The sequence below is a fragment of the Paenibacillus hemerocallicola genome (genome assembly GCF_006265175.1).
In the GTDB taxonomy this organism is placed as follows: Bacteria; Bacillota; Bacilli; order Paenibacillales; family NBRC-103111; genus Paenibacillus_AB; species Paenibacillus_AB hemerocallicola.
Map to the genome: position 1 here is coordinate 115,049 of NZ_VDCQ01000016.1, position 21,623 is coordinate 136,671.

Sequence of the window (21,623 nt, forward strand, 5' to 3'; positions counted from 1 at the left end):
TCTCTTTGCAAATATTCTCGATCGCTATGAAGTAATAAAATCACTTTTGGGGGTGCAGTTATGGATTTTAAATCTACGGTTAAAGGGTCGCTGCTGGAGCGCTTTTACCCGGCGGGTTGGGATATGGCCAAAATCGATCGCTGCTGCGATCACCCGGCCGAGTCCGTTACCGAGCGCCAGCCGTTCTGGAATCGTGACTTTGCGCCGGTCGTCTGCGAGAACGTGTACGACTTCGACATGATGCTCGGGCACGAAATTGCCCAAAACATCCGCCGGACGAAAGAGGCGGGGAAAAAGCTGGCGATGATTTTGCCGGTCGGGCCAATGGGGATGTACAAGTGGGCCGTTTACTTTTTGCAGGAGTGGAGCGTCGACTGTTCGCATGTATATGGCTTCAACATGGATGAATGGAGCGACGCGGAAGGCAACACGCTCGAGCCGACGAATACCGGAGCATTCCAATACGCGATGGAGCAGGCGTTTTACGGGCCGCTTGGCGAGCTGACCGTGCCGCCGGAGCAGCGCAATTTCGCCACGAAGGAAAACTTGCCGACCTACGCCGCAAAGATCGCAGCCTTGAAAGCCGAGGGGGCCGAGCTGATCACCGTATTCGGTATCGGGCGGATGCTGCATATCGCATTTTGGGAGCCCCATTTTGCCGAAGAATACGACAGCGTCGAACAGTGGCGCAGCGATACTCACCGGATCGGCGCGCAGCTTCATCCGCTGACGATCGAGCAAAACGCGATTACGAGCTTCAAAAGCCGGACGACGCTCGTTCCTTGCCGGGCCAACACGGTCGGTCCCGGACTGTTTCTGCAATCGGACCGCGTGATCGGGGGCTGCGACGGCGCGCTCGGACGGGGCATGCAATGGCAGGGCATGTCGCTTTGGATTACGCTGAGGCATGGCCCGGACATGTGGCTGCCTTCGACGTTCATGCCGACGCTCCCTGGAAAGCTGTTTTTCCTGCGTGAGTTGGCAGGACCGTTAGTCGCCGAAGTGAATTGAGCCTAACCGAATAGAAAAAAGGGAACACCTTCATACTAACAACAAAAGCTGCCCTAAACGGCTACTGTTGGATGGAGGTGTGTTCGTTTTGTCTAAAAACGCATGGAGGTCCGTCTCGGTTTTCCTCATGATTGCAGTTATCGCCCTGGTCGCTGTCTGGGTCGCGCCAACGATCGGCTCGACATTCAGCAATCAGACGATCCGCTACGGGTCCAGTGGTTCGGACGTTTACGAGCTGCAGGGCAGATTGTCCTACCTTGACTATTACAGGGGGCCGATCGACGGCGATTTCGGCTGGCAGACCGACCGTGCCGTTCGCGATTTTCAATACAAATTCGGGATGAAGGTGGACGGCGTCGTCGGGCCGAAGACGAAGCTCATGCTATGGAACGCGACGAAAAATTGGGCTCCGGGCGCTGCCGGTGGGACAGGCGGCGGGAATGTGTCCGGTCCCGTATCGGAGTTCAGCAGCGCGGATATCAGCCTGATGGCGAAAGCGGTGTACGGGGAAGCGAGGGGCGAGCCGTATACAGGCCAAGTAGCCGTGGCCGCGGTCATTCTGAACCGGGTAAGGAGCGCTTCGTTTCCGAATACCGTTTCAGGCGTCATTTTCCAGTCGGGAGCTTTCACGGCCGTAGCGGACGGTCAAATATGGCTAACCCCGAACGATACCGCCTTTCAGGCTGTTCGCGACGCTATAAACGGCTGGGATCCTTCCGGCGAGGCCTTGTATTATTTCAACCCGCAAACCGCAACATCGGCATGGATATGGAGCCGACCGCAAATCAAACAGATCGGCCGACATATTTTTTGTAAATAGGATTGCTATTGGGTTGTATAGTACGGCACAATAGCTCGATTCATGTTTATATTGACACACTAATATTAATTAATGCTACAATATATGAGAGGAGAGTCAATGTCGAGGGGGAGAGAGCATGGAAAGGGAGCTGGCGCTGGAAGTCATCCGCGTAACCGAAATGGCCGCATTATCGGCGGCGCAATGGATGGGACGGGGGAAGAAGAACGAGGCGGATGCGGCCGCGACTACGGCGATGCGGATGATGTTCGATACGGTTTCGATCAAAGGAACCGTAGTCATTGGGGAAGGGGAAATGGACGAGGCACCGATGCTCTATATCGGGGAACAGGTCGGCAGTCTGCAGGGGCCCGAGGTGGACGTCGCGGTAGATCCGCTGGAAGGGACGAATATCGTCGCTCGCGGACTGGACAATGCCATCTCCGTACTCGCCATCGCGAACAAAGGACATTTGCTGCATGCGCCGGACATGTACATGGAGAAGCTGGCGGTAGGTCCCCAACTGGTCGGCAAAGTCGACATCAATGCTCCTTTGGAAGAAACGGTTCAAGCCGTAGCATCGACGCTGCGTAAAAATTTGAGCGAGCTTACGGTCATGATGCTGGATCGCGATCGTCATGAGCAGATCGTCCGCACGCTGCGCAAGGTTGGAGTCCGCATCAAGTTCATAACGGACGGCGACGTGGCCGGGGCAATCGCGCCGGCGATGCCGGAGAGCGGCATCGACTTGTTCGTCGGATCCGGCGGAGCGCCGGAAGGCGTTCTCGCCGCCGCCGCGTTGAAATGCTTGGGCGGCGAGCTCCAGGGCAGATTGATGCCCGGCAATGCGGTGGAATACCAGCGCTGCATCGAGATGGGGCTGCAGGATCCGTACAAAGTATTGAGCATGGAAGACATGATCGGCCGGGACGACGTCATATTCGCCGCTACCGGGGTTACGTCCGGCAGCTTCCTGCAGGGCGTCCGGTATTTGCCTGGCGACCGGGCCGAGACGCATTCGCTCGTCATGAGGGCGAAGACGAGGACGATCCGCCATATCCGTACGCTCCACTACTTGCCGAGCAAGCCTATCGTAAAAGTGGCGGCCGAAGGCAAGTGATGGAAGCTGCCGCAAGAGGCGGCAACTCGACCAAGCGCAACAACCCTGAGGACGTCCTGTCGGACGTCTGCAGGGTTGTTTTTTTCTACGACAGCATAGTTCGTGTCCAAATGTGGATAATGGGTGTAGCGCCTGTTCGGTGAAAGCTCGCTGCCTCTGCCGGCGCGTCTTGCGGGACCCTGAGTATAGCGGAACTGGAGTACGCTATTGACCCGAGCCCTCGTGTAGAGTGCAAAATAAGGGAAAACCGTTCCGTTATTCCGCTGATTACGATTATTTTCACACCGAAATCTCGAAATAGAGGAGCTCTGTTCCGCTATCTTCAAGCGAGTAGCGGAATTCGGGACAATAACGGAATGTAGTTCCTCTATTCACGGGCAACGCCATGTCACGTCCATCAAACTCGACCAGATTATATGTGGATTACGCTTTGCTAATGATCAAGGACGTTGACGCAGGGAGACAAGCGACTTATTTGGCCAAATCCTCGATCGAATCGATGTCCATATACGCCGGGACGACGAGGCCGGTTTTCGTACCGTTCAAGTTCGGTCCGAGGTCCTCGACCTTATCCTTGTATTTGTCCAAGTAGTCTGCATGCGTCGTAGGCAGCCAAGCCGCTACCATCGCATCGGTATCGCCGCCGGCGACTCCGGCCCACATCGGCCCGGCTTCTACTTGCAGGGCGGTAACCTTATAGCCGAGCTTGCTCTCCAACACGTATTTGATTACGTTCGTGCTGGCGATCTCCGAATCCCAAGCGACATAACCGAGCTTGAGCGACTTTCCGTCCGCTTTGTCGATGCCTTCGATCCATTTGCCGACCTTGTCCGCGTTGGCGTCGACCCAATCTTTGGCCGCTTGCTCCGGCTTCTTGCCATCCTGAACGGCTCCCATGACGACGGCCATATCGTCCGGCGTCCATTCGAACCGGTCCAGCGCCGCATAGGCCGAAGGGTGATCCGTCTTTAAGCCGAGGCGGGCGATCGTATGAATCTGCTCGTCGCCGCCGAAGGCGTTTTTCGGATCGCTCAAATATTTCAGCTCGTATTTGGCGAACATCCAATGAGGAGTCCAGCCTGTCACGATAATGGGCTTCTTGTCCTTGATAGCCTTATCGAGCGCTGCGGTCATGGCGGCTCCGGAGCCTTCCACGAGCTTCCAGTCTTTGAGGCCGTACGTCTCGATCGCCTTATTCGCCGATTTCATAATGCCGGCTCCCGGATCGATTCCGATAATTTGCCGGTTTACTTGCTCCGCCACGGATTTGGTGCCTCCGGATGCCTGATTCTTGCTTCCGTCGGTGCTGTCGCCGGCGGACGAGCCTTGATTGGAGCAGCCGGTCAAAACGGCCGCCAGAGTAAGAGTAGTGAGCAACAATCGTTTCGTTGTTATCATTGCCATGGATAATCGACTCCTTTAACGTTTGGATTTCATCAGGCGCTGGGTAAAACGGTCCAAAATGATCGCTACGATCACGACGGCGAGTCCCGCCTCGAAGCCTTCGCCGATTTTGAGCTGCGTGACGGCGCGGTAGACGGATGCTCCGACGCCTTGCGCTCCGATCATCGAAGCGATGACGACCATCGACAGCGACAGCATGATCGTCTGGTTGATTCCGGCCATAATGGTCGGCCAGGCGAGCGGGAGCTCCACCTTCAGCAGCTTCTGCGTCGGCGTCGAGCCGAAAGCTTCCGCGGCCTCGCCGAGCTCCGCCGGCACTTGGCGGATACCGAGGTGAGTCAAACGGATCGTGGGGGGGACGGCGAAAATAACCGAAGCGATGACGCCGGGTACGACCCCCAATCCGAAAAACATGACCGCCGGTATCAAATATACGAAAGCGGGCATCGTCTGCATAAAGTCCAATACCGGCGTCAACGTTTGCGCCGCTGCCTTGCTCCGGGAGCATAAAATGCCGAGCGGAATGCCGAACACGATGGAAATGAATGCCGAAGATAGAACAAGGGCGAGCGTGTCCATCGTTTCGTCCCAAAATCCCAAGTTGACGATCAACAGAAGTCCTATTACGGTGAAGGCGGCCATGGGCCATTTCCCGAGCTTGTAGGCAATTGCCGCGAAGATTGCCACGAATAAAAGCGCCGGAGTCATGTGAAGAACGGACGAAAAGCTTTCGACCAGCCCGTTAATGATGAAGGACAGAAAATCGAACACACCCGACAAGTTGTCGGACAGCCAGTCGACGAAGCTTTCCACCCAACGGTCAAGAGGTACTTTCGGCAACACCGGCAGTCACCTCCTTCCTGGGGAGCTGACCCGCGAGCGCTCCCAGAACGGCCCCGCGGACAATGACTCCCATTAACCGGCTGCTGTCGTTCACGACGGCAACGGGAAATTTGGAAGTGCCGCATATTTCGAACAGATCGTTCAAAATCGTCTGGGGCGATACTTGCGGAGCTTCCCGGTTGACGACATCGGCGATCGTTTTATTCGATTGGATCGCTTCGACCGCATCTTCCGCCGATATGACGCCCAGCAACGTTTTGTCCCGGTCTACGACGAACAAATTGGATATTCCCCGTTCGCGCATAAGCTGAAGCGCGACCCGCGGCCCGCGGTCGGGTCCGATCGTTTCCGGCCGTCTCATTACGTGTTCGGCTGTCAATACTTTGGACAAGTCGGCTTCCTCTACGAACCGCTCCACATATTCGTTTGCCGGATGAATCATGATTTCTTCCGGAGTGCCGACCTGTACGACGGATCCGTCTCTCATCAGGGCGATTTTGTCCCCGATTCGCAGCGCCTCGTCCAAATCGTGCGTAATAAAGACAATCGTCTTCTTCATCTTCATTTGCAGCTCGAGCAGCTCGTCCTGCATGCTGCGTCGGATAAGAGGGTCCAACGCGCTGAACGCTTCGTCCATCAGCAGCACGTCCGGCTCGCTCGCAAGCGCCCGGGCTAGCCCGACCCGCTGCTGCATGCCCCCGCTCAGCTCGTCCGGCATCTTGTCGGCCCAATTGTCGAGTCCGACCAGCTTTAACGCCTTCTCCGCTTTCTCCTTGCGCTCTTTTGTCGGCATTCCTTGAATTTCCAGCCCGAATTCTACGTTGGACAGGACGGTGCGGTGCGGGAGCAAGGCGAATTTCTGAAATACCATGCCGATCGTCTTGCGGCGCACCTCGCGCAGCTCTTGCGGATTCATATGCATGATGCTTTTATCCCGCACGGTAATATCTCCCGACGTAGGCTCGATCAGTCTGTTGAGCATGCGTACGAGCGTCGATTTCCCGCTGCCGGACAACCCCATGATCACGAATATTTCGCCTTCCCCAATTTGTAGATCGACCCGGTTGACGGCGAGGACGAGCTGTTTTTCTTTGGCGAGCCGTTCTTTCGTCCAGCCCTCGTCCAGCAGCTTGGCCGCATGATGAGGAGAAGAGCCGAACAGCTTGCTCACTTGTTTAAGCTCGATGATTGCCATGTGCGTCACCCCTTTTCTTTATTTGCCGAGTAAAGCTACCGGTATATTGTATACCTAAAGCGGGTAAAATTACAACGGTTAAAACTTTATATAAAGATCGTACAGAAAAAACTGTACAAACAATCCTTCGTTATGCTCCGGAATGCTCCCGGATGCATCCGGGTATGCTCCTTTACAATGGGAAACGGTTCTCATAAAATAACAAATAGAAAGACGGGCGGCATGGGACTTGCGATGAAACGAAATAACAACGCGACAATCGGAGAGGCATGATCAGCTGGCAAGTTAGGAGGGCGAATACGATGCAACCGTTTGACGGGTTGTCCGAACAACATATAGGAAAGATTTTGAAGGCACGGAAGCGCGTAATCGAAGCGATCGGCAAAAATATGGATTTGTATGGCATCACGCAGTCTGTAGGCCATTTATACGGAATGTTATTTTTCTCCGAGAAACCGATGACGCTTGACGAGATGGGCAAAGAAATGGAAATGAGCAAGACGAGCATGAGCACGGGCGTTAGAATGCTGCTCGATCTGAAGATGGTCAATAAAGTATGGGAGAAGGGCGCGCGCAAAGATTTGTACGAGGCCGAGGCGGATTGGCATCAAACGTTTACCGACTATTTCGGAATCGAATGGCGCAAAGCCGTCGAAGCGAACGTCATTGCATTGAAACGGTCGGCGGCGGAGCTGCGCCAGCTTCAGGAGACGGAGGAAGGGGAAGGGGAGCTGCGGGAAATTCTATCCCGCGATTTGGAGAAGATCGATGGCGCTCTGAGCTACTACGAATGGCTGGACCGGTTGATCGATACGCTCGATTCCGGAAAAATTTACGAGCTTGTCCCGAAAGAAAAACCTTGAATCGCATGGCGGAACTCTTCTAGGGAAGGGTTTCGTTTTTTTTGTTCGATGAAAAAGCGGCTGCTCTGTGGCAATTATTCGTCCGCACTGGTAAACTGGAATAGAAACGATCACAAACGAAATCGAACAATCTCAATCAACCCGTTGCAACGGGATAAATAACGGCAGGAGGACATGCATGTTTGCGGAAGAACGGTACTTGCGCATTATGGAGCTTGTAAATCGCGAAGGCAAAGCGACGGTGGCCGAGCTGAGCGACGCACTCGGGGTATCCCCGGTAACGGTCAGAAGGGATTTGGAGAAGCTGGAGGAGAAGGAGCTGCTCATCCGCACGCACGGAGGGGCGATGGCGCTTCATTCCAGAGTCAGCGAGGTTGCACACGAGAAGTCTTTTTCCGAAAAGGAGGAGGCGCTCGCCGCGGAGAAGGAGCGGATCGCCGAAGCGGCAGCCAAGCTGGTGGGGGACGAAGATGCGGTATTGCTGACGGCCGGTACGACCAATATGATGCTGGCCAAAAAGCTCGCGGGCAAAAAGGGGCTGAAGGTCGTGACCAACGCCGCCAATATTGCCGTGCAAATCGGCAATTACGCCGACTTCGAAGTCATTTTGATCGGAGGAAAGCTGCGTCGCAAATCGTTTGCCCTAGTAGGACCTCTCGCCGAAAATGCTTTGGCCAGCATCCGGGTGGACAAGCTTTTTCTGGGCGTAGACGGCTTCGATATGGCGGAAGGGCTGACGACGCCGAATTTGTCCGAGGCAAACATGGACCGCAATATGATTTCGATTGCGAAGGAAGTTATCGTCGTGGCCGATCACAGCAAATTCGGACGGGTGTTTTTCTCGCATGTCGCTCCGCTTTCCGTCGTCCATACGGTCGTTACGGACCGGAAGCTCGATGCTAAAACGTGCGATCGGATTCGCGATCTCGGCATTCAATTGATCGTGACGTGATTTCGGGTGGTAAAAAAGTATTTGTCACCTGAATCAGGATCAGTTACAATATAAAAAGAAACAAAACGAAACGAAATAGTCAAAAAAGCAAGACATCCGGGAGGAATTGCTCATGCCATTAGTATCTTCTACTCCGATGCTCCAAGCCGCGCGCGCCGGCGGCTATTGTATCGGCGCCTTCAACGTGCATACGCTGGAAATGCTCCAAGCGGTCGTCGAAGCCGCCGTCGAGACGGAATCCCCGCTCATTATCCAGTCGACGGTAGGGACGGTCAAGCATCTGGGACCGGACTATATCGCGGCCGCCGCTACGGTAGCTTCGAATGCGAACCGGATTCCGATCGCTCTCCATCTTGACCATTGTACCGAATTCGATCTTATCGTACGCTGTATACGTGCCGGCTATACGTCGGTCATGATCGACGCCTCTCATTCCCCATTCGAGGAGAATGTGCGTCAGACGTTGAAAGTCGTCGAGGTGGCCAAGCCGGCCGGAGTAAACGTCGAAGCGGAGCTCGGCAAAGTAGGCGGGGTCGAGGACGAGATCGTCGTAGCCGACAACGAAGCTTTGATGGCCGATCCGGACGAATGCGCCAAGTTCGTGGAATTGACCGGAGTACCTACGCTTGCGCCGGCTATCGGGACCGCCCACGGCATATACAAAGGCGAGCCGAAGATCGACTTCGAGCGGATCGGCCGTATTGCCGGTCTCGTGGACGTACCCCTCGTCCTTCACGGAGGATCGGGCATTCCTGAAGAGCAAGTGCGTCGGGCGGTTTCGCTGGGTATGGCCAAGATGAACGTGGCGACGGAGCTTCGGATCGTGTTCTCCGACGCAATTAAAGCGGTGTTCGCCAAAAATCCGGAAGAAAACGATCCCCGCAAATATATGGTGCCGGCGAAGCAAGCGCTCAAGGAAGCCGCTATCGAGAAAATGCGGCTGTGCGGCAGCTTCGGCAAAGCGAAAGATTTTCGTTAATCAGCGTTTCGTCCGAAGGAGGCATCATGAATGAAAGTCTATATCATGACTGACATGGAAGGAATCAGCCTGGCTTATTACTGGGAGCAGGTAAAGGGCGGCGAGCCTTTTTACCCGCGGTACCAGAAAATATTGACTATGGAAACGAATGCGGCGATAGAAGGCGCGTTTATGGCCGGGGCATCGGAAGTTGTGGTCAATGACGGTCACGGCGGAGGGGGCCGGGAATATAACCTGATCTGGGAAGACCTCGACCAGCGGGCCATTATCGAAAAACCCGACAGCGCAGCCAACATTATGCCATCCTTGAACGTATCGTTCGAAGCTTTCCTGCTGGTCGGCTATCATGCCATGTCCGGGACGCCAATGTCCGTAATGCCCCATACGCAAAACAGCAAGAAATGGCAGTCGTTCCGTCTGAACGACCGGGAATGCGGCGAGCTTTCGCAAATGGCGCTGATCGCAGGCGAGTTTGGGGTTCCGGTCGCCTATGTGAGCGGCGACAGGGCGGCGGTCGCCGAAGCGAAAACTTTTTTCGGGGACGATCTCCCTGCCACGATCGTGAAAGAAGCTCATGCGAACGGACGTATCACGAGTCTTAACCCGCGCGAATCGGCGCGGCGCATCCGCAGGGATGTGGAAAAAGCGCTGAAGCAGCCGAAACGGAAGCCTTATTATTTTCCGGGACCGTACCGGATGGAAATCGAGTTCAAGTCGAAGGAATACGCGGATGAGCTGAACGGAAACCCGAAAATGACGCGGGTAAACGATACGACGGTAGCGTTTACGTCGGAACGGGCGTCGAACATACTCGAGCTGTAGCACATTCAACGTAAAGGAAGCGTCGGTACAATGGCACTCATCACAACCGTTACACTCAATGCGGCAATCGATAAAACGTATGTGTTGGATTCGTTCCCGCTTGGCCGCGTATCGCGGGTTTCCGAGATGATCAGCGTCCCCGGCGGAAAAGGCATCAATGTGGCGCGGGTCGTCAGCCAGCTTGGCGGTTCGGTGAAAGCGACCGGCTTCGTCGGAGGAAGCAACGGCGACTATATTGTCAAGGAGCTCGGCAATGCGGGCATCGACAACGATTTCGTAACGGTCGAAGGGGAATCCCGGCTTTGTTTGAACATGATCGACATATCCGCGGGAACGTCGACAGAGCTGCTGGAGCCTGGGCCGATTATTACGGCGCAGCAAATCGAAGCGATAAAGGATAAAGTGAAACGGCTTGCCGCCGACTCGGTCATCGTCGCTTTTTCGGGAAGCTTGCCGAAGGGCGCCCCGGCCGCGTTGTATGCCGACCTGGTCGACATCGCCAAGGCGCAAGGCGCCAAAGCGTTCCTCGATACGAGCGGCGATGCGCTGATAGAAGGGGTTAAAGCGAGGCCGTTTTTCATAAAGCCGAACGAGGATGAAATCGGCAAGCTGCTCGGCCGCAAGCCCGAACGGGAATCGGATATGTATGCCGGCATGATGCAGCTGATGGAGCGGGGCGTCGGCTGTGTCGTCGTGACGCTCGGAGCCGCCGGATCCGTTGCGGGATATGCGGGACGGCTGTATCGTATCCGGGCACCCCGAATCGAGGCGATTAACCCCGTTGGCAGCGGCGATTCGTTCGTAGCCGGGATGGCGGTCGCGGTAGCGTCAGGAGAACCGGTCGAGCAGGCGCTCCGGCTTGCTACCGCGTCCGGAACCGCCAATGCTTTGAACGCGCAAGCGGGCGACGTTCGTGTTGACGATGTCCGGCGCTTAGTCGCGCAAGTGCAAATCGAATCGATCGTCTGAGCAGGCGCCGGTCTTCCGAGACCGGCTCTTTCTCTTTTCCGCAAGCGGAGATTAACTTCATTTTTGGGGATGTTATTGGGGAAAAGCTAATATTTCTTTTTCTTGCGGGAAAAGCATGATAATATGGAGTATAGTGCGAGAATGAGAAGAACGTATCGAACCAGGGGGGATTCGCTTTTGTTGAAGAGAATGTTAGTCGGCCTCATCCGCAGCCACGAAGTAACGGGCGACAAAGCTAGGGATCCGGCGCTCAAGACGAGGTACTACAAGCTTCCGAAGGACAAGCTTTGGGAAGAAGTCATATCGCTCTTGAAGAAACTGCCGAAATACACCCTTCTGCACGAAGTGAAAAACGTCGGGGAAATTGTCGTCACGAAGCGGACGATAACAGGCCGGACTCAGGATATAACGTTAACCTTGTTCTCCATCAATCCGGTCAAATCGGCGATCGACATTTATTCCGCATCCCGAGGCTCGCTCGGCGATCTTGGAGCCAACTACAGAACGATAACCGAGCTGTTCGGCGTGATCGACCAGAAGCTAGGAAGCCATAAAACGGACAAATAATACTCCCAAATAAACGAACAGCGGCCAGGAATCGGAATTCCGGCCGCTGTTATTCGTATAAGCCTTACTCCCGGCTAAGAGCTTATTTCAAGCCTTTGACCGCTTCCAAAGCCGCCTCGTAATCCGGATGCTCGGTCATTTCGCCCAAATATTGGACGTATTGCACCGTATCGTTGGCGTCTACGACGAAGATGGAACGCATCAGCAGCTGCAGTTCCTTGATCAGCACGCCGTAAGCTTGTCCAAACGATTTGGATTTGTAATCGGAGAGGGTTTCGACTTTGTCGACGCCTGCTGCTCCGCACCAGCGCGCTTGCGCGAAAGGCAGATCGACGCTGATCGTCAAAATGACGACATTATCGCCGAGTTCTGCTGCCGCTTCGTTAAAGCGGCGGGTTTGCTGGTCGCAGACGCCCGTGTCGAGCGAAGGGACGACGCTGATCAGCTTGACTTTGCCGGCATAGTCGGCAAGAGTCGCTTCCGTTACCAAATTTTTATTAACCGTAAAGCTCGGAGCTTTGTCGCCTACTTTGATTTCCGGACCGATCAGCGTGATCGGGTTACCTTTAAACGTTCCGGCTCCAGCGCGTTCTTGCGTCATGGATAATCATCCTCCTACCGAATGAGAAAGTTTGGCAATCACCATTTCTCATTATATCGGAATGGCGCAACCATTGTCCAATTATAAAGGGAAGGATATCCGGAACCGCGAAAAACGCCCCTGGGAAAGGGGCGCTATCTACATACTTTATACGTCGTTGCGTTCGCGATTGCGACCGAACAATCCGGCCAAGCCGATTAATCCGAGCAGGCCGAGCCAGCTCCAGTTTGTTTTGTTGGCATTTGTGGCCGCGTAAGAACGATACTTGTTGACGGTATGGCCGTCCGTACCGGTTCGATTCACATTGTATGGGGAGTAGCGGTGCCCGTCGCTGCGGTTGCCGATCGGAGCCGTATTGGTGTCCGTTGTCCCTACAGGATTGGTCATGCTGTTCGATTCGGGATGAGTCGCTCCATAGGCGCCGGGGGTTGTTGGCGTAGTGGCGGTACCGGTCGTCGTGCCAGTAGTGGTACCCATTGTTGTGCCAGTCGTAGTGCCGTCGGTTGTTGTCCCCATCCCCATGGCCGGAACGGCAGATAACGTCAAGGCCGCGGCTAAAGCAAGAGAAGCAGCTGCTTTTTTCAAGTTGTCAACTCCTGTTCGAAAAGTTATGGTTGATTACCTCGTTAGCATTTGCAGTTGCGCCCGATGTATGTGTGCCGCATGTTGAGCGGAACGGGACATATTGGTTTACATAAAGGATTGGGGAACGCCGACACCGACGCTAGTGCTCCTCATCCTGAAGCTTGGAGCCGCCCCGCACGAATACACCGTCGCTGGTCCCGGCCGCATAGGCGTCGCTAAGCTGCTCATGAGTCTCGGCAAGTCCTTTGCTTATCTCGGACGATTGTTCGTAGTCCGAAGCGTCAAACGACTCTTCGGCGACTTCTCCGGCATGCCCGGTCCAGCTTTTGCCCGTTTCATCGGTCATGGCAAGGATTCCCCCTTTTTATCGATTCAGAATTTTCAAGTTCGCTAAATTGGCACTACTGCAAAGCGATGCTTCGATAAAAGGAATGCGAAATGGTGAACCAAGAAAAACAACCTCAAAATCGCGGTCGCTCGTCTTCGAAATAAGTCGATAGACGGTTTTCTTACTTATCAGTTTCCCGCTCGGGCGATTGCACTATACGCAAAATAACTAAATATTTGGCTTACTGCTGCCGCTTGTTGTATGATATTTAGGAAAGCGAATAAGACTCGTCGTTTGTCCGGAGGAGACAAGATGCTTTTTTTGCGATATGAAAATTTAAGGCAATATATAAAATGGTATCCGATCACGACGATCATTTTATCGATTCAGCTGATCATGTACTTATGGATGGAGATCGACGGCAGTACGAGGGACAACCTGACGCTGATCCGGTTCGGGGCATTGCTTAACGAGGTGCCATTCTCGGGAGAATATTGGCGGTACTTTGCCTCGGTATTTCTCCACAGCGGGTTCGATCATCTGCTGTTCAACAGCTTCTCGCTGTTCGTGTTTGCACCGCCGCTCGAGAGAATGCTAGGCAAGTGGAAGTACGCCCTGTTTTATTTGGGCAGCGGGTTTATCGGCAACCTGGCGACCGTGCTGTTCTTCCGAGGACCGGAAACCGTCGTTTCCGTCGGCGCGTCCGGAGCCATCTACGGTATTTTTGCCGCGTATTTGTTCATTGCCCTGTTTTTCAAAAAGGCGCTGGACAAGCAATCGTCTTCGACGATCATTACCGTTGTCGTCGTAGGGTTCATTTATTCGTTTCTTATTCCGCAAGTCAATTATTACGCCCATATCGGCGGCTTCATCGGCGGATTTTTGTTGTTTGCCCCTTTGCTGCGCAGATAGCGGGAAACGTATGATCTTTATAGCCGGAGGATAAACATTTGGAGCTAAGACAGCTGCAATATTTCGTTAAAGTGGCGCGCAAGCAGCATGTTACGCAGGCGGCCGAAGAGCTTCACGTCGCGCAATCCGCCGTCAGCAGACAAATTCATCAGCTGGAGGAAGAGCTGGGCTTGCAGCTGTTTGCGCAAAAGGGACGAAATCTGCAGCTTACGCCTGTAGGCAAGTTATTTTTAAGCCGGGTCGAGGAGCTGCTGACCGGACTGGAGAAGGCGGTCGGGGAAATCAAGGAGTTTCTGGACCCCGAGCTTGGCGAGATATGCTTGGGGTTTCCGCATAGTCTTGGCATCAGCCTCGTGCCGTCCGTCGTCGCCGATTTTCGCAAAGACCATCCTAACGTCAAATTCAGATTGAAAATGGGAACGTTCTCGAGCCTGATTCGCGATGTGGTGCGCGGGGATGTCGATATGGCGTTCATCTCGCCTTTCCCGGAGAACAACGATCATGTAACCGGCGAAATCGTCCTGACCGAGGAGCTGTACGCCATTTTGCCGAGCAATCACGTGCTGGCCGATTACCAATCGATCCGTCTGGAACAGCTGAAGGACGATTCGTTCGTATTATTCAACGAAAATTACTCGCTGCGCACGATCGTATGGGACGCTTGCCGAAAAGCGGGGTTTTCGCCGATAATCGGCTTCGAGGGCGAAGAGACGGATACGATTCGGGGACTCGTAGCGGCCGGCATGGGAGTCAGCCTGCTTCCGGAGATGGCGCTTACGGAGATCAGTCCGCTTATGCCGGTCAAAGTAAAGGTGACGGAGCCTCATGTGACGAGAACGATCGGACTTATTCGCAAATCCGGCCAAAAGCTGCCGATCGTCGCGGAAATGTTTCAACAATTTTTATTCGATTACTTCCATCTGCGGTAAAGGCTGCAAAAACAAAAGCTTCCTGACCGGGTCCGAGACCCAGTAGGAAGCTTTTGTTTTTGCGGCTGATCTTATTCCTCGCGGCGGCTGTTGAAAATCATTATATATTTCAACAATTCGAGCAAAGAGATAAGCGCTGCGGCTACATATGTCAATGCTGCGGCATTCAGTACTTTGGCTACGCCGCCTTCTTCTTGGTTCGTTATATACCCTTCCGCTACCATCGCTTCCCGCGCCCTGTTGCTGGCGTTGAACTCGACGGGCAACGTGATGAGCTGGAACGCTACCGCTGCCGAGAAAAATAGGATGCCTAGCAGCAGCAAGAACGAAAATTGTTGGAAGAACAACCCGGCAAGAATGAGCAACGGCGCAATACCCGACGTAATGTTGACGAGCGGGAATATCCGGTGGCGCGCGACGAGCATCGGATAATGCACTTTGTGCTGGATGGCGTGTCCGACCTCGTGGCAGGCAACGGCAACCGCGGAAATGGACCGTTCGTAATAGACCGGCTCGGACAGCCGGACGACGCGATGGATCGGATCGTAATGGTCGGTCAGCGTTCCAGGTACGGCTTCTACCGGAACATCGTGCAGTCCGTTGCTGTCGAGCATGCGGCGAGCGGCATCATATCCGGTCATTCCGCTGCTGATCGGCACCTGGGCCCAGCGGTTAAACGTACCTTTTACGCGGAACTGGGCCCAGATGGAAATTCCGAAAGCGATGAAGATGAGGATATCCATAGGGTGAAACAACATGCGGCGTAACCTCCTTTAACTTTACCTACATTAATGGTCCTTTGCCGAGAAGAAGGAGAAGCGCCTCGATGCAAGCAGCGCTTTGCGTCGCGAGCGTATTGAATGCGTACTTCGCCTGTCTCGGTTTCATTTCGGCCAATAACGGGCTCAGCTCTTTCACTTCGCGCTCCAGCTGACGCAGATGCATTTGCAAAGATGTGAGTTTTTCTGTCACTACCTCGTCCTGACTCACTTTATTCCATTGATCCAGGCTCTCTTTAATTTCTTCCAAGGTGTACTTTTCCTTCTTCATCGTTTCTATACGTTTCAAACGAGTCAAAGTTTCATCTGTATATAGGCGATAATTCGTTTTCGTTCTTAATTCCGGAAAGATGAGACCAAGCTTCGTGTAATAATCGATCGTCCTCGCGCTCGTCTCGGATAGACGAGCCAGCTCCCCGATTCGATACAGTTTCATAACCCCATTTACGTTCACCTCTTCTATTATAGACAGATTTGAGAAATGCCAACGCCAAACGTACCTAGCCTCATCATAAACGATATGAAACCGTACAGTCAAACGTCATGCTTTGACGGAATCGGATTTGCGAAATTTAAGGATGATTTCTCCATTCGGAGGGAGGAAATGTAACATTGTTCCTCTAAAAGCGAACATTGTAGGCTTGTACAATACACAATGTTTGGATATATCACGTAAATCCGAAAAAAATCGTTGTCTTTTTTGAAGCGTGCGCGTATAATGGCACTAAAGCATTCGCAATATGTTATGAAAACTAACACAAAAGGTGGTTATCGCAATGAAAAAGGTCATTTTTCTATGCCTGACGATGCTTCTGGCTTTCCCGGCTATGGCGCTTGCTGCCGACGGGCCGTCATCCGGACAGCTTCACTTGGCAATCGACTCCGTCTGGGTTATGCTTGCGGCCATTCTGGTCATCTTCATGCAAGCGGGCTTCGCCCTGTTGGAGGCCGGATCGACACGGATGAAAAACGCCGGACACGTGGCCGGCAAAACGATTTTGACTTTCGGCATTGCGGGTCTCGCGTTCTGGGCGTTCGGCTTCGGACTGGCGTTCGGCGACGGCGGCAGTTTAAACAAACTGATCGGATTCGGGGGCTTCTTCTTTAACGGTACGGAGGAGCAAGCGGCGGAATCGTTCGCCTCGTTGTCGGCCTCGGTCGTACCGGGAGCCATCAAGTTTTTGTTCCAGCTCGCCTTCGTAGGGGTCGCGCTCGCCATAGCTTGGGGCGGCTTCGCGGAACGGGCCAAACTTTCCGTATACTTCGTCTTCGGCGTGTTGTTCACGGTTGTCATCTATCCGTTCGTGGCTCACTGGATTTGGGGCGGCGGCTGGCTGGCCGAACACGGCAAGCAAGATTTCGCCGGCTCGACGGTCGTTCACCTTCAAGGGGCAACGGCGGCATTGGCTGCGACGCTGCTGCTGAAACCGCGTCTCGGTAAATATAATAAAGACGGCAAGCCTAACCTCATTCCCGGCCACAACCAAGTTCTCTCCGTACTCGGCGTCATCATTTTGTGGATCGGCTGGTTCGGATTTAACCCGGGCAGCACGCTTACGGCTGTAAACGACGGCTTCTTCGGCTTCATCGCGATGAATACGAACCTTGCGGCCGCCGCGGGCGCGGTAGCGGCTCTGCTCGTATCTTGGCTCTACTTCGGCAAAGCGGATATTCCGAGCATGCTGAACGGCGTATTGGCCGCACTGGTCGCCATCACGGCCTCGTGCGCATTCGTGGAAACTTGGGCGGCGGTCATCATCGGCCTCGTGGCAGGTACTCTGACATTCTTCACCGCTCAATGGTTTGAAAAAGCGGGCATCGACGATCCGGTTTTCGCTTTCTCGGTACACGGCATCGCCGGCGTTTGGGGCTCGTTGTCCACCGGATTTTTCGCTTCCCCTCGTTTGGTCGAAATCGTAGGCGTCGGCAAGGAAGGACTTTTCTACGGCGGCGGTTTCCACCAGTTGGGCGTTCAAGCAATGGGCGTTGCGGTATCGTTCGTCTTCGTCTTTATTCTCTCGTATGCGATCTTGTGGGTCATGAAAAAAACGATGGGTCTTCGCGTCACCGAGGAAGAAGAAATCATGGGTCTCGACATCAGCGAACACGGTACGTACGGTTACCCGGAGCAAATGAAAAAATCCGGCAACGAGACGATAGTCGTGTAACGTTGATCGATTCCTGGGGGTGGGATCGGACGACATGGAGCATTCTTGGATGGAACGATTCGACGTATCGATCTATAACGCCGTGAGCACCGAACAGCTTCGCGGTTTGAGGGACCGGATGCATTTCGAGCTCCGGCCCTCCTTGTTTGAAGATGTAATGGAGTGGAATCGGAGCGTCAATGCGGCTCATGACCGGCTCATTGCCGGTACGATCGCGCTGGCGGAACAAACGCTCAGGCTGGAAGGATTCGGCGTCCCCCCGGTTCCGTACGCTTTCGTGGCGGTGGGCAGCGCAGGCCGCATGGAACAAACGCTATGGAGCGATCAGGACAACGGCATCATGTACGCCGATCCTCCGGTCGAACAAGGGGAAGCGGCTGCCGATTATTTCCGTGTTTTCTCCGAGCGGGTCCATAGCTGGCTTCAATCCGCGGGGTACCCGCCGTGCCCGGGAAACGTATTGTGCACGAATCCGTTCTGGCGCAAGCCGAAATCGGCCTGGATCGATATGGTGCATGGCTGGTTGGACGATCCGCAATGGGAGAACGTTCGTTACTTGCTCATGATCGCCGATGTGCGCTGCATGTACGGCGAAACGGAGCTCGTGCATCAATTCCGGTCGGCTTATATGCAATCCGTCGCGGAGCGGCCTGCCATGCTGGACCATATGCTTCAAAACACTCTGTACCACAAAATTACGATCGGCGTGCTCGGCAATATCATTACGGAGCGATACGGAGAGGATGCCGGAGCGTTTGACGTGAAATACGGGGCGTACATTCCGCTAGTAAACGGCATTCGTCTGCTTGCGCTGGCGGACGGCATAACCGAAGCGTCTACTCTTGAACGGCTGGAGGCTCTTCGGGAAAGCGGCAACTATCCGAAAGCGGACGTAGACCGTTGGCGCGAAGCTTTCGCCACGGCCTTGGAGCTCCGTTCCCTCGCGCAGCATGAGAAAGACGGACCCCTGTATACGACCCGCGGGATGATTGATCCGGAATCATTGACGAAACAAAACAAACGGCGCCTAAAGCAATGTTTGAAAACGGGGATCGAGCTGCAGCAGACAGTGCGAAGAACTGTCGAGAGGATTGCGGACGGTATGCCGAAGAAACGGGGCGGTTTGGGATGAGAAGCATGTCCAAGCTGTGGCGATTGTACAAATTGGGAGGCATCACCCCGGCTGTAACTTCCATGTTCGATCCGCAAAGCGCCCAGCAAATGGCGTTTATTCGTTCCGTCATGAAGGAGCAGCGTAAAAACAGCATGTACGATATTCCTTTGCAAAAGCTGGAAACGGTCGTGTTCGATTTGGAGACGACCGGATTTTCCCCGTACAGCGGAGACGAAATTATATCGATCGGCGCCGTAGGCATGACCGGCGATCTAGTTTTGCTCCAGCAATCGTTCTATAGTCTGATAAGACCGGATAAGACGATTCCCGACGATGTCGTGCGTCTGACCGGCATCTATAATGAAGAAGCCGCAAGCGCTCCGGAACTGATTACCGTGCTGAAGGATTTTTTGGAATTCGTCAACCACCGCGTGCTCGTCGTTCACGGCAGCGGTCATGACAAGCATTTTCTGAATTCCGCGCTATGGCGGACATCGAAGGTGAATTTGTCGCATCGGTTCATCGATTGCCTCATTTTGGCCCAACGGCTCGAGCCGAAGCGGGGAAGCTACGACCTGGACACCCTCCTGACCGACTACGGGATCGAGGTGAACGGCAGACATCACGCTCTTGGCGATGCGGGAATGACGGCTCAGTTGTGGAAATGCTTGCTTAACGAGACGATGCGAAGAGACGTAAATACACTGGGCGATTTGTACGACTTCTTGAGCCGTTAAATAACGGAGTAGGGGATCGGGGTGAATTCTCGGGAACCGCCGATAGCTTCTTCGAGCCGGTATACCCGAACAATCGGTTGTTCCGGGCGGGCGAACGAAACGATCCAATAGCCGAGCCGGTTGTGAGAAGCGCCTGCCATATCTAACGCGGATGGCGTCCCTGACGTCATGGGATGGGAATGAAAAATACCGAGAAGCTGCCTGTTGCTGCGCTCGGCTTCGTAGAGAGAATAGATCCAGTCCTTGGCGTCGAACGCGAATTCCGTTTCGGGGCTTTTTGCCCTGTTGGCTATCGGCGAGAGGAAAGTGACGGCCGGCGTGCCGCTATCGCCCTTCGGACCAAACAAGGCTCCGCAAGCTTCCCGGGGCAAAGCCAATCGGCAATGTCCAATCATTTGCTCCCAAACGGACCGATCGATGCGGATCAAGTTGTTCGCCTCCCTATATAACCGTAGCTACGTTTCATTATAATAGGTGATGGTCCCGTAGGCCAGATGCGCAACGCAAAAAGACCCGCTTTTAGCGGGCGGGTTGTCGAGAAAGTCCGTACCCGCGTCCTGCATATAGCGGGGCTTTTTTGCTTCAGCTCACTTGTTTGTCGGGCTTGATCAAGAAGAAGACGAGGGCGAGCGTAACGAGCGACAAGGATGCGACGGATACGAACACGATCCGATCGGACATTTCCATCATCCAGCCGAACAGCGGGGGACCGGCCGCAACGCCGAGAAACCGCAAGCAGCTGTACAGCGAGGTGATCATGCCTCGTTTTTCCTTTGTGACGGAGCCGGTTATAATCGTGTTCAGGCAAGGAAGGAGAAGGCCGGTCCCGATGCTGCTGATCGTCAATAGACCGATAAAGACGTATAGATTTTTAAAGAAAAAGATCGTTGCGGCAAGAGAGACCGTCATGCTGATCAATCCGATATTCATCAGCCATCGCATCAAAATGCCGTTTTTCTTAATGACGCTGCCGGTAATATAGGACGTTGTCACCATGCCGAGAAGCGGGATAGCCAGAACAAACCCTTTTTTGACTCCGTCAATGCTGTACGGTTCCTTCTCGAGTACGTTGGACAAATAAAACAAGACGCCGAACAAAATAAAAAGCCCGAGAGAGCCGGCGAAAAAGGACGTAATGAGCCATCTTCCCTTTTGCTTTAAAGTCGATAGGATGCCTTGGATGTAAGCCTTCAGCTTTTGCGGCTGCTTGTCCCGCTTCGGCTCCTTGATGAGAAAAAGGACGGCGACAAGCGAGAGCGCGCAAAAAATCGGAAAGGCGAAAAAGGCGGCGTACCAGACGATCAGAGCAAGTAGGGAGCCGATTATCGGGCTGACCACTTTTCCCGCTCCGTTGGAGGCTTCCGTGAGCCCGAGCGCCTTGCTTTCGGTAGCTCCGTTATACATATCGCCGACCAGAGCCATTGCGATCGGCGCGGTTCCGGCTGCGGCCAGACCTTGTATCGTGCGGGCGATGATGATGATCGTATACGATTTCCAGACCGCTCCGAAGCCGGCCAATATTCCTGCCGCCCCGTATACGATCAAGGAAGGGATAATAATCGGCTTTCGCCCGAACCGGTCGGATAAATATCCCAGTACGGGAATAAACACGCCGGCGGCCAACGAGAATAAAGTGATGACGAGGCTGCTCTGAAATTTGCTGATCCCCAGCAGCTGCTGCATATCGGGGAGAATCGGCACCAGCATCGAATTGCCCAGCACAAGCACCATTGGAACGGTAGCGATGGCGATAAATTCCCATATCCGGCCCTTTGACCCGGAATTGTCCTTTTTGTTGCTCCCGGTTTTCGGCTGATCCTCGTAGACGTCCACGTCGCTTTCAAACGAAATCGTCAGCTTCCTCGATTTGGTCTTTGCCATCTTGATCTCCTCTTGCCAGCGCATTGTACCTATAATATGACCGTCCGGACTCGAAGGCATACGAC

Annotated in this window: 24 protein-coding genes; 14 read left to right on the forward strand and 10 right to left on the reverse strand. The window is 54.1% G+C overall.

From position 1 onward, the window contains the following. The first annotated feature begins 60 nt into the window (after positions 1-60). From FE784_RS13920 to glpX, 3 genes are all read left to right on the forward strand, one after another. Positions 61-1,011, forward strand: a complete 951-nt coding sequence (locus tag FE784_RS13920; RefSeq protein WP_139602805.1) for a sugar phosphate isomerase family — start codon at positions 61-63, stop codon at positions 1,009-1,011. A gap of 127 nt (positions 1,012-1,138) precedes the next feature. Further along, positions 1,139-1,831 carry a spore cortex-lytic enzyme gene (gene sleB / locus FE784_RS13925; RefSeq protein ID WP_139602842.1) on the forward strand — a complete coding sequence of 231 codons (693 nt, stop codon included), beginning with the start codon at positions 1,139-1,141 and terminating at the stop codon, positions 1,829-1,831. 118 nt (positions 1,832-1,949) lie between these two features. Beyond that, positions 1,950-2,930 (forward strand): class II fructose-bisphosphatase, encoded by a 981-nt coding sequence (gene glpX, locus FE784_RS13930; protein ID WP_139602806.1) that lies wholly within the window; start codon positions 1,950-1,952, stop codon positions 2,928-2,930. Between the two features lie 471 nt (positions 2,931-3,401). On the opposite strand, the gene FE784_RS41580 is transcribed toward glpX, so the two are convergent. The 3 genes from FE784_RS41580 to FE784_RS13945 are packed head-to-tail and all read right to left on the reverse strand — an operon-like array spanning position 3,402 to position 6,372. Next, a complete protein-coding gene (locus FE784_RS41580) occupies positions 3,402-4,334 on the reverse strand; it encodes a glycine betaine ABC transporter substrate-binding protein (protein ID WP_139602807.1) in 933 nt (310 codons plus the stop codon). 15 nt (positions 4,335-4,349) lie between these two features. Continuing rightward, entirely contained in the window at positions 4,350-5,174 is an 825-nt protein-coding gene (locus tag FE784_RS41585; protein ID WP_139602843.1) for an ABC transporter permease, read from the reverse strand. Next, positions 5,155-6,372, reverse strand: a complete 1,218-nt coding sequence (locus FE784_RS13945) for a quaternary amine ABC transporter ATP-binding protein (RefSeq protein WP_139602808.1) — start codon at positions 6,370-6,372, stop codon at positions 5,155-5,157. The genes FE784_RS41585 and FE784_RS13945 overlap by 20 nt, the downstream gene beginning before the upstream one ends. A 302-nt stretch (positions 6,373-6,674) precedes the next feature. Here FE784_RS13945 and FE784_RS13950 point away from each other — a divergent pair, with 302 nt between their 5' ends. The 6 genes from FE784_RS13950 to FE784_RS13975 all read left to right on the forward strand — a co-directional run bounded on the left by FE784_RS13950 (position 6,675) and on the right by FE784_RS13975 (position 11,524). Beyond that, positions 6,675-7,235 carry a GbsR/MarR family transcriptional regulator gene (locus FE784_RS13950; RefSeq protein ID WP_139602809.1) on the forward strand — a complete coding sequence of 187 codons (561 nt, stop codon included), beginning with the start codon at positions 6,675-6,677 and terminating at the stop codon, positions 7,233-7,235. A gap of 178 nt (positions 7,236-7,413) precedes the next feature. Next, positions 7,414-8,187 (forward strand): DeoR/GlpR family DNA-binding transcription regulator, encoded by a 774-nt coding sequence (locus tag FE784_RS13955; protein WP_139602810.1) that lies wholly within the window; start codon positions 7,414-7,416, stop codon positions 8,185-8,187. Between the two features lie 112 nt (positions 8,188-8,299). After that, positions 8,300-9,166: a class II fructose-1,6-bisphosphate aldolase gene (gene fba / locus FE784_RS13960; protein ID WP_139602811.1), complete on the forward strand. Its 867-nt coding sequence runs from the start codon at positions 8,300-8,302 to the stop codon at positions 9,164-9,166. Between the two features lie 30 nt (positions 9,167-9,196). Continuing rightward, positions 9,197-9,988, forward strand: coding sequence for a M55 family metallopeptidase (locus FE784_RS13965; protein ID WP_139602812.1), 792 nt, complete (start codon positions 9,197-9,199; stop codon positions 9,986-9,988). 30 nt (positions 9,989-10,018) lie between these two features. Beyond that, on the forward strand, positions 10,019-10,957 hold the full coding sequence (gene pfkB / locus FE784_RS13970) for a 1-phosphofructokinase (RefSeq protein WP_139602813.1): 939 nt from the start codon (positions 10,019-10,021) through the stop codon (positions 10,955-10,957). Positions 10,958-11,134: 177 nt separating this feature from the next. Continuing rightward, on the forward strand, positions 11,135-11,524 hold the full coding sequence (locus FE784_RS13975; RefSeq protein WP_139602814.1) for a DUF1499 domain-containing protein: 390 nt from the start codon (positions 11,135-11,137) through the stop codon (positions 11,522-11,524). Between the two features lie 82 nt (positions 11,525-11,606). Here the strand turns inward: FE784_RS13975 and tpx are convergent, their stop codons facing one another. The 3 genes from tpx to FE784_RS13990 form a co-directional block, all read right to left on the reverse strand. Further along, positions 11,607-12,125: a thiol peroxidase gene (gene tpx, locus FE784_RS13980; RefSeq protein ID WP_139602815.1), complete on the reverse strand. Its 519-nt coding sequence runs from the start codon at positions 12,123-12,125 to the stop codon at positions 11,607-11,609. A 147-nt stretch (positions 12,126-12,272) separates the two neighbouring features. Further along, positions 12,273-12,710 carry a WGxxGxxG-CTERM domain-containing protein gene (locus FE784_RS41905; RefSeq protein ID WP_139602816.1) on the reverse strand — a complete coding sequence of 146 codons (438 nt, stop codon included), beginning with the start codon at positions 12,708-12,710 and terminating at the stop codon, positions 12,273-12,275. Between the two features lie 139 nt (positions 12,711-12,849). After that, on the reverse strand, positions 12,850-13,056 hold the full coding sequence (locus tag FE784_RS13990) for a YozQ family protein (RefSeq protein WP_139602817.1): 207 nt from the start codon (positions 13,054-13,056) through the stop codon (positions 12,850-12,852). Positions 13,057-13,350: 294 nt separating this feature from the next. Between FE784_RS13990 and FE784_RS13995 the strand changes: the two genes are divergently transcribed. Both FE784_RS13995 and gltC read left to right on the forward strand, forming a co-directional pair. Then, on the forward strand, positions 13,351-13,950 hold the full coding sequence (locus tag FE784_RS13995) for a rhomboid family intramembrane serine protease (protein WP_139602818.1): 600 nt from the start codon (positions 13,351-13,353) through the stop codon (positions 13,948-13,950). A 38-nt stretch (positions 13,951-13,988) separates the two neighbouring features. Next, positions 13,989-14,879, forward strand: a complete 891-nt coding sequence (gltC, locus tag FE784_RS14000) for a glutamate biosynthesis transcriptional regulator GltC (RefSeq protein ID WP_139602819.1) — start codon at positions 13,989-13,991, stop codon at positions 14,877-14,879. 71 nt (positions 14,880-14,950) lie between these two features. Here gltC and FE784_RS14005 read toward each other — a convergent pair whose 3' ends face one another. Then, entirely contained in the window at positions 14,951-15,637 is a 687-nt protein-coding gene (locus FE784_RS14005) for a zinc metallopeptidase (RefSeq protein ID WP_139602820.1), read from the reverse strand. Positions 15,638-15,662: 25 nt separating this feature from the next. Further along, positions 15,663-16,094: a helix-turn-helix domain-containing protein gene (locus tag FE784_RS14010; RefSeq protein ID WP_139602821.1), complete on the reverse strand. Its 432-nt coding sequence runs from the start codon at positions 16,092-16,094 to the stop codon at positions 15,663-15,665. A 340-nt stretch (positions 16,095-16,434) separates the two neighbouring features. Here FE784_RS14010 and FE784_RS14015 point away from each other — a divergent pair, with 340 nt between their 5' ends. Genes FE784_RS14015 through FE784_RS14025 form a run of 3 tightly spaced genes read left to right on the forward strand, consistent with a single transcriptional unit; the run spans position 16,435 to position 19,677 of the window. Beyond that, positions 16,435-17,826 carry an ammonium transporter gene (locus FE784_RS14015; protein WP_139602822.1) on the forward strand — a complete coding sequence of 464 codons (1,392 nt, stop codon included), beginning with the start codon at positions 16,435-16,437 and terminating at the stop codon, positions 17,824-17,826. Between the two features lie 34 nt (positions 17,827-17,860). Then, positions 17,861-18,958, forward strand: a complete 1,098-nt coding sequence (locus FE784_RS14020) for a DUF294 nucleotidyltransferase-like domain-containing protein (RefSeq protein WP_139602823.1) — start codon at positions 17,861-17,863, stop codon at positions 18,956-18,958. Positions 18,959-18,963: 5 nt separating this feature from the next. Then, a complete protein-coding gene (locus FE784_RS14025) occupies positions 18,964-19,677 on the forward strand; it encodes an exonuclease domain-containing protein (protein WP_425465545.1) in 714 nt (237 codons plus the stop codon). On the opposite strand, the gene FE784_RS14030 is transcribed toward FE784_RS14025, so the two are convergent. Then, positions 19,674-20,105 (reverse strand): M67 family metallopeptidase, encoded by a 432-nt coding sequence (locus FE784_RS14030; RefSeq protein ID WP_139602825.1) that lies wholly within the window; start codon positions 20,103-20,105, stop codon positions 19,674-19,676. The two genes, FE784_RS14025 and FE784_RS14030, sit on opposite strands and share 4 nt — an antisense overlap. 154 nt (positions 20,106-20,259) lie before the next feature. Beyond that, entirely contained in the window at positions 20,260-21,558 is a 1,299-nt protein-coding gene (locus FE784_RS14035) for an MFS transporter (RefSeq protein WP_139602826.1), read from the reverse strand. Positions 21,559-21,623 lie beyond the last annotated feature (65 nt).

Bases quoted from the DNA above. Each gene is read 5' to 3' on its own strand.
- FE784_RS13920 (WP_139602805.1), top strand. From the start codon at position 61: ATGGATTTTAAATCTACGGTTAAAGGGTCGCTGCTGGAGCGCTTTTAC.
- sleB (WP_139602842.1), top strand. From the start codon at position 1,139: ATGATTGCAGTTATCGCCCTGGTCGCTGTCTGGGTCGCGCCAACGATC.
- glpX (WP_139602806.1), top strand. From the start codon at position 1,950: ATGGAAAGGGAGCTGGCGCTGGAAGTCATCCGCGTAACCGAAATGGCC.
- FE784_RS41580 (WP_139602807.1), bottom strand. From the start codon at position 4,334: ATGGCAATGATAACAACGAAACGATTGTTGCTCACTACTCTTACTCTG.
- FE784_RS13945 (WP_139602808.1), bottom strand. From the start codon at position 6,372: ATGGCAATCATCGAGCTTAAACAAGTGAGCAAGCTGTTCGGCTCTTCT.
- FE784_RS13950 (WP_139602809.1), top strand. From the start codon at position 6,675: ATGCAACCGTTTGACGGGTTGTCCGAACAACATATAGGAAAGATTTTG.
- FE784_RS13955 (WP_139602810.1), top strand. From the start codon at position 7,414: ATGTTTGCGGAAGAACGGTACTTGCGCATTATGGAGCTTGTAAATCGC.
- fba (WP_139602811.1), top strand. From the start codon at position 8,300: ATGCCATTAGTATCTTCTACTCCGATGCTCCAAGCCGCGCGCGCCGGC.
- FE784_RS13965 (WP_139602812.1), top strand. From the start codon at position 9,197: ATGAAAGTCTATATCATGACTGACATGGAAGGAATCAGCCTGGCTTAT.
- pfkB (WP_139602813.1), top strand. From the start codon at position 10,019: ATGGCACTCATCACAACCGTTACACTCAATGCGGCAATCGATAAAACG.
- tpx (WP_139602815.1), bottom strand. From the start codon at position 12,125: ATGACGCAAGAACGCGCTGGAGCCGGAACGTTTAAAGGTAACCCGATC.
- FE784_RS13990 (WP_139602817.1), bottom strand. From the start codon at position 13,056: ATGACCGATGAAACGGGCAAAAGCTGGACCGGGCATGCCGGAGAAGTC.
- FE784_RS13995 (WP_139602818.1), top strand. From the start codon at position 13,351: ATGCTTTTTTTGCGATATGAAAATTTAAGGCAATATATAAAATGGTAT.
- FE784_RS14005 (WP_139602820.1), bottom strand. From the start codon at position 15,637: ATGTTGTTTCACCCTATGGATATCCTCATCTTCATCGCTTTCGGAATT.
- FE784_RS14010 (WP_139602821.1), bottom strand. From the start codon at position 16,094: ATGAAACTGTATCGAATCGGGGAGCTGGCTCGTCTATCCGAGACGAGC.
- FE784_RS14015 (WP_139602822.1), top strand. From the start codon at position 16,435: ATGAAAAAGGTCATTTTTCTATGCCTGACGATGCTTCTGGCTTTCCCG.
- FE784_RS14020 (WP_139602823.1), top strand. From the start codon at position 17,861: ATGGAGCATTCTTGGATGGAACGATTCGACGTATCGATCTATAACGCC.
- FE784_RS14025 (WP_425465545.1), top strand. From the start codon at position 18,964: ATGTCCAAGCTGTGGCGATTGTACAAATTGGGAGGCATCACCCCGGCT.
- FE784_RS14035 (WP_139602826.1), bottom strand. From the start codon at position 21,558: ATGGCAAAGACCAAATCGAGGAAGCTGACGATTTCGTTTGAAAGCGAC.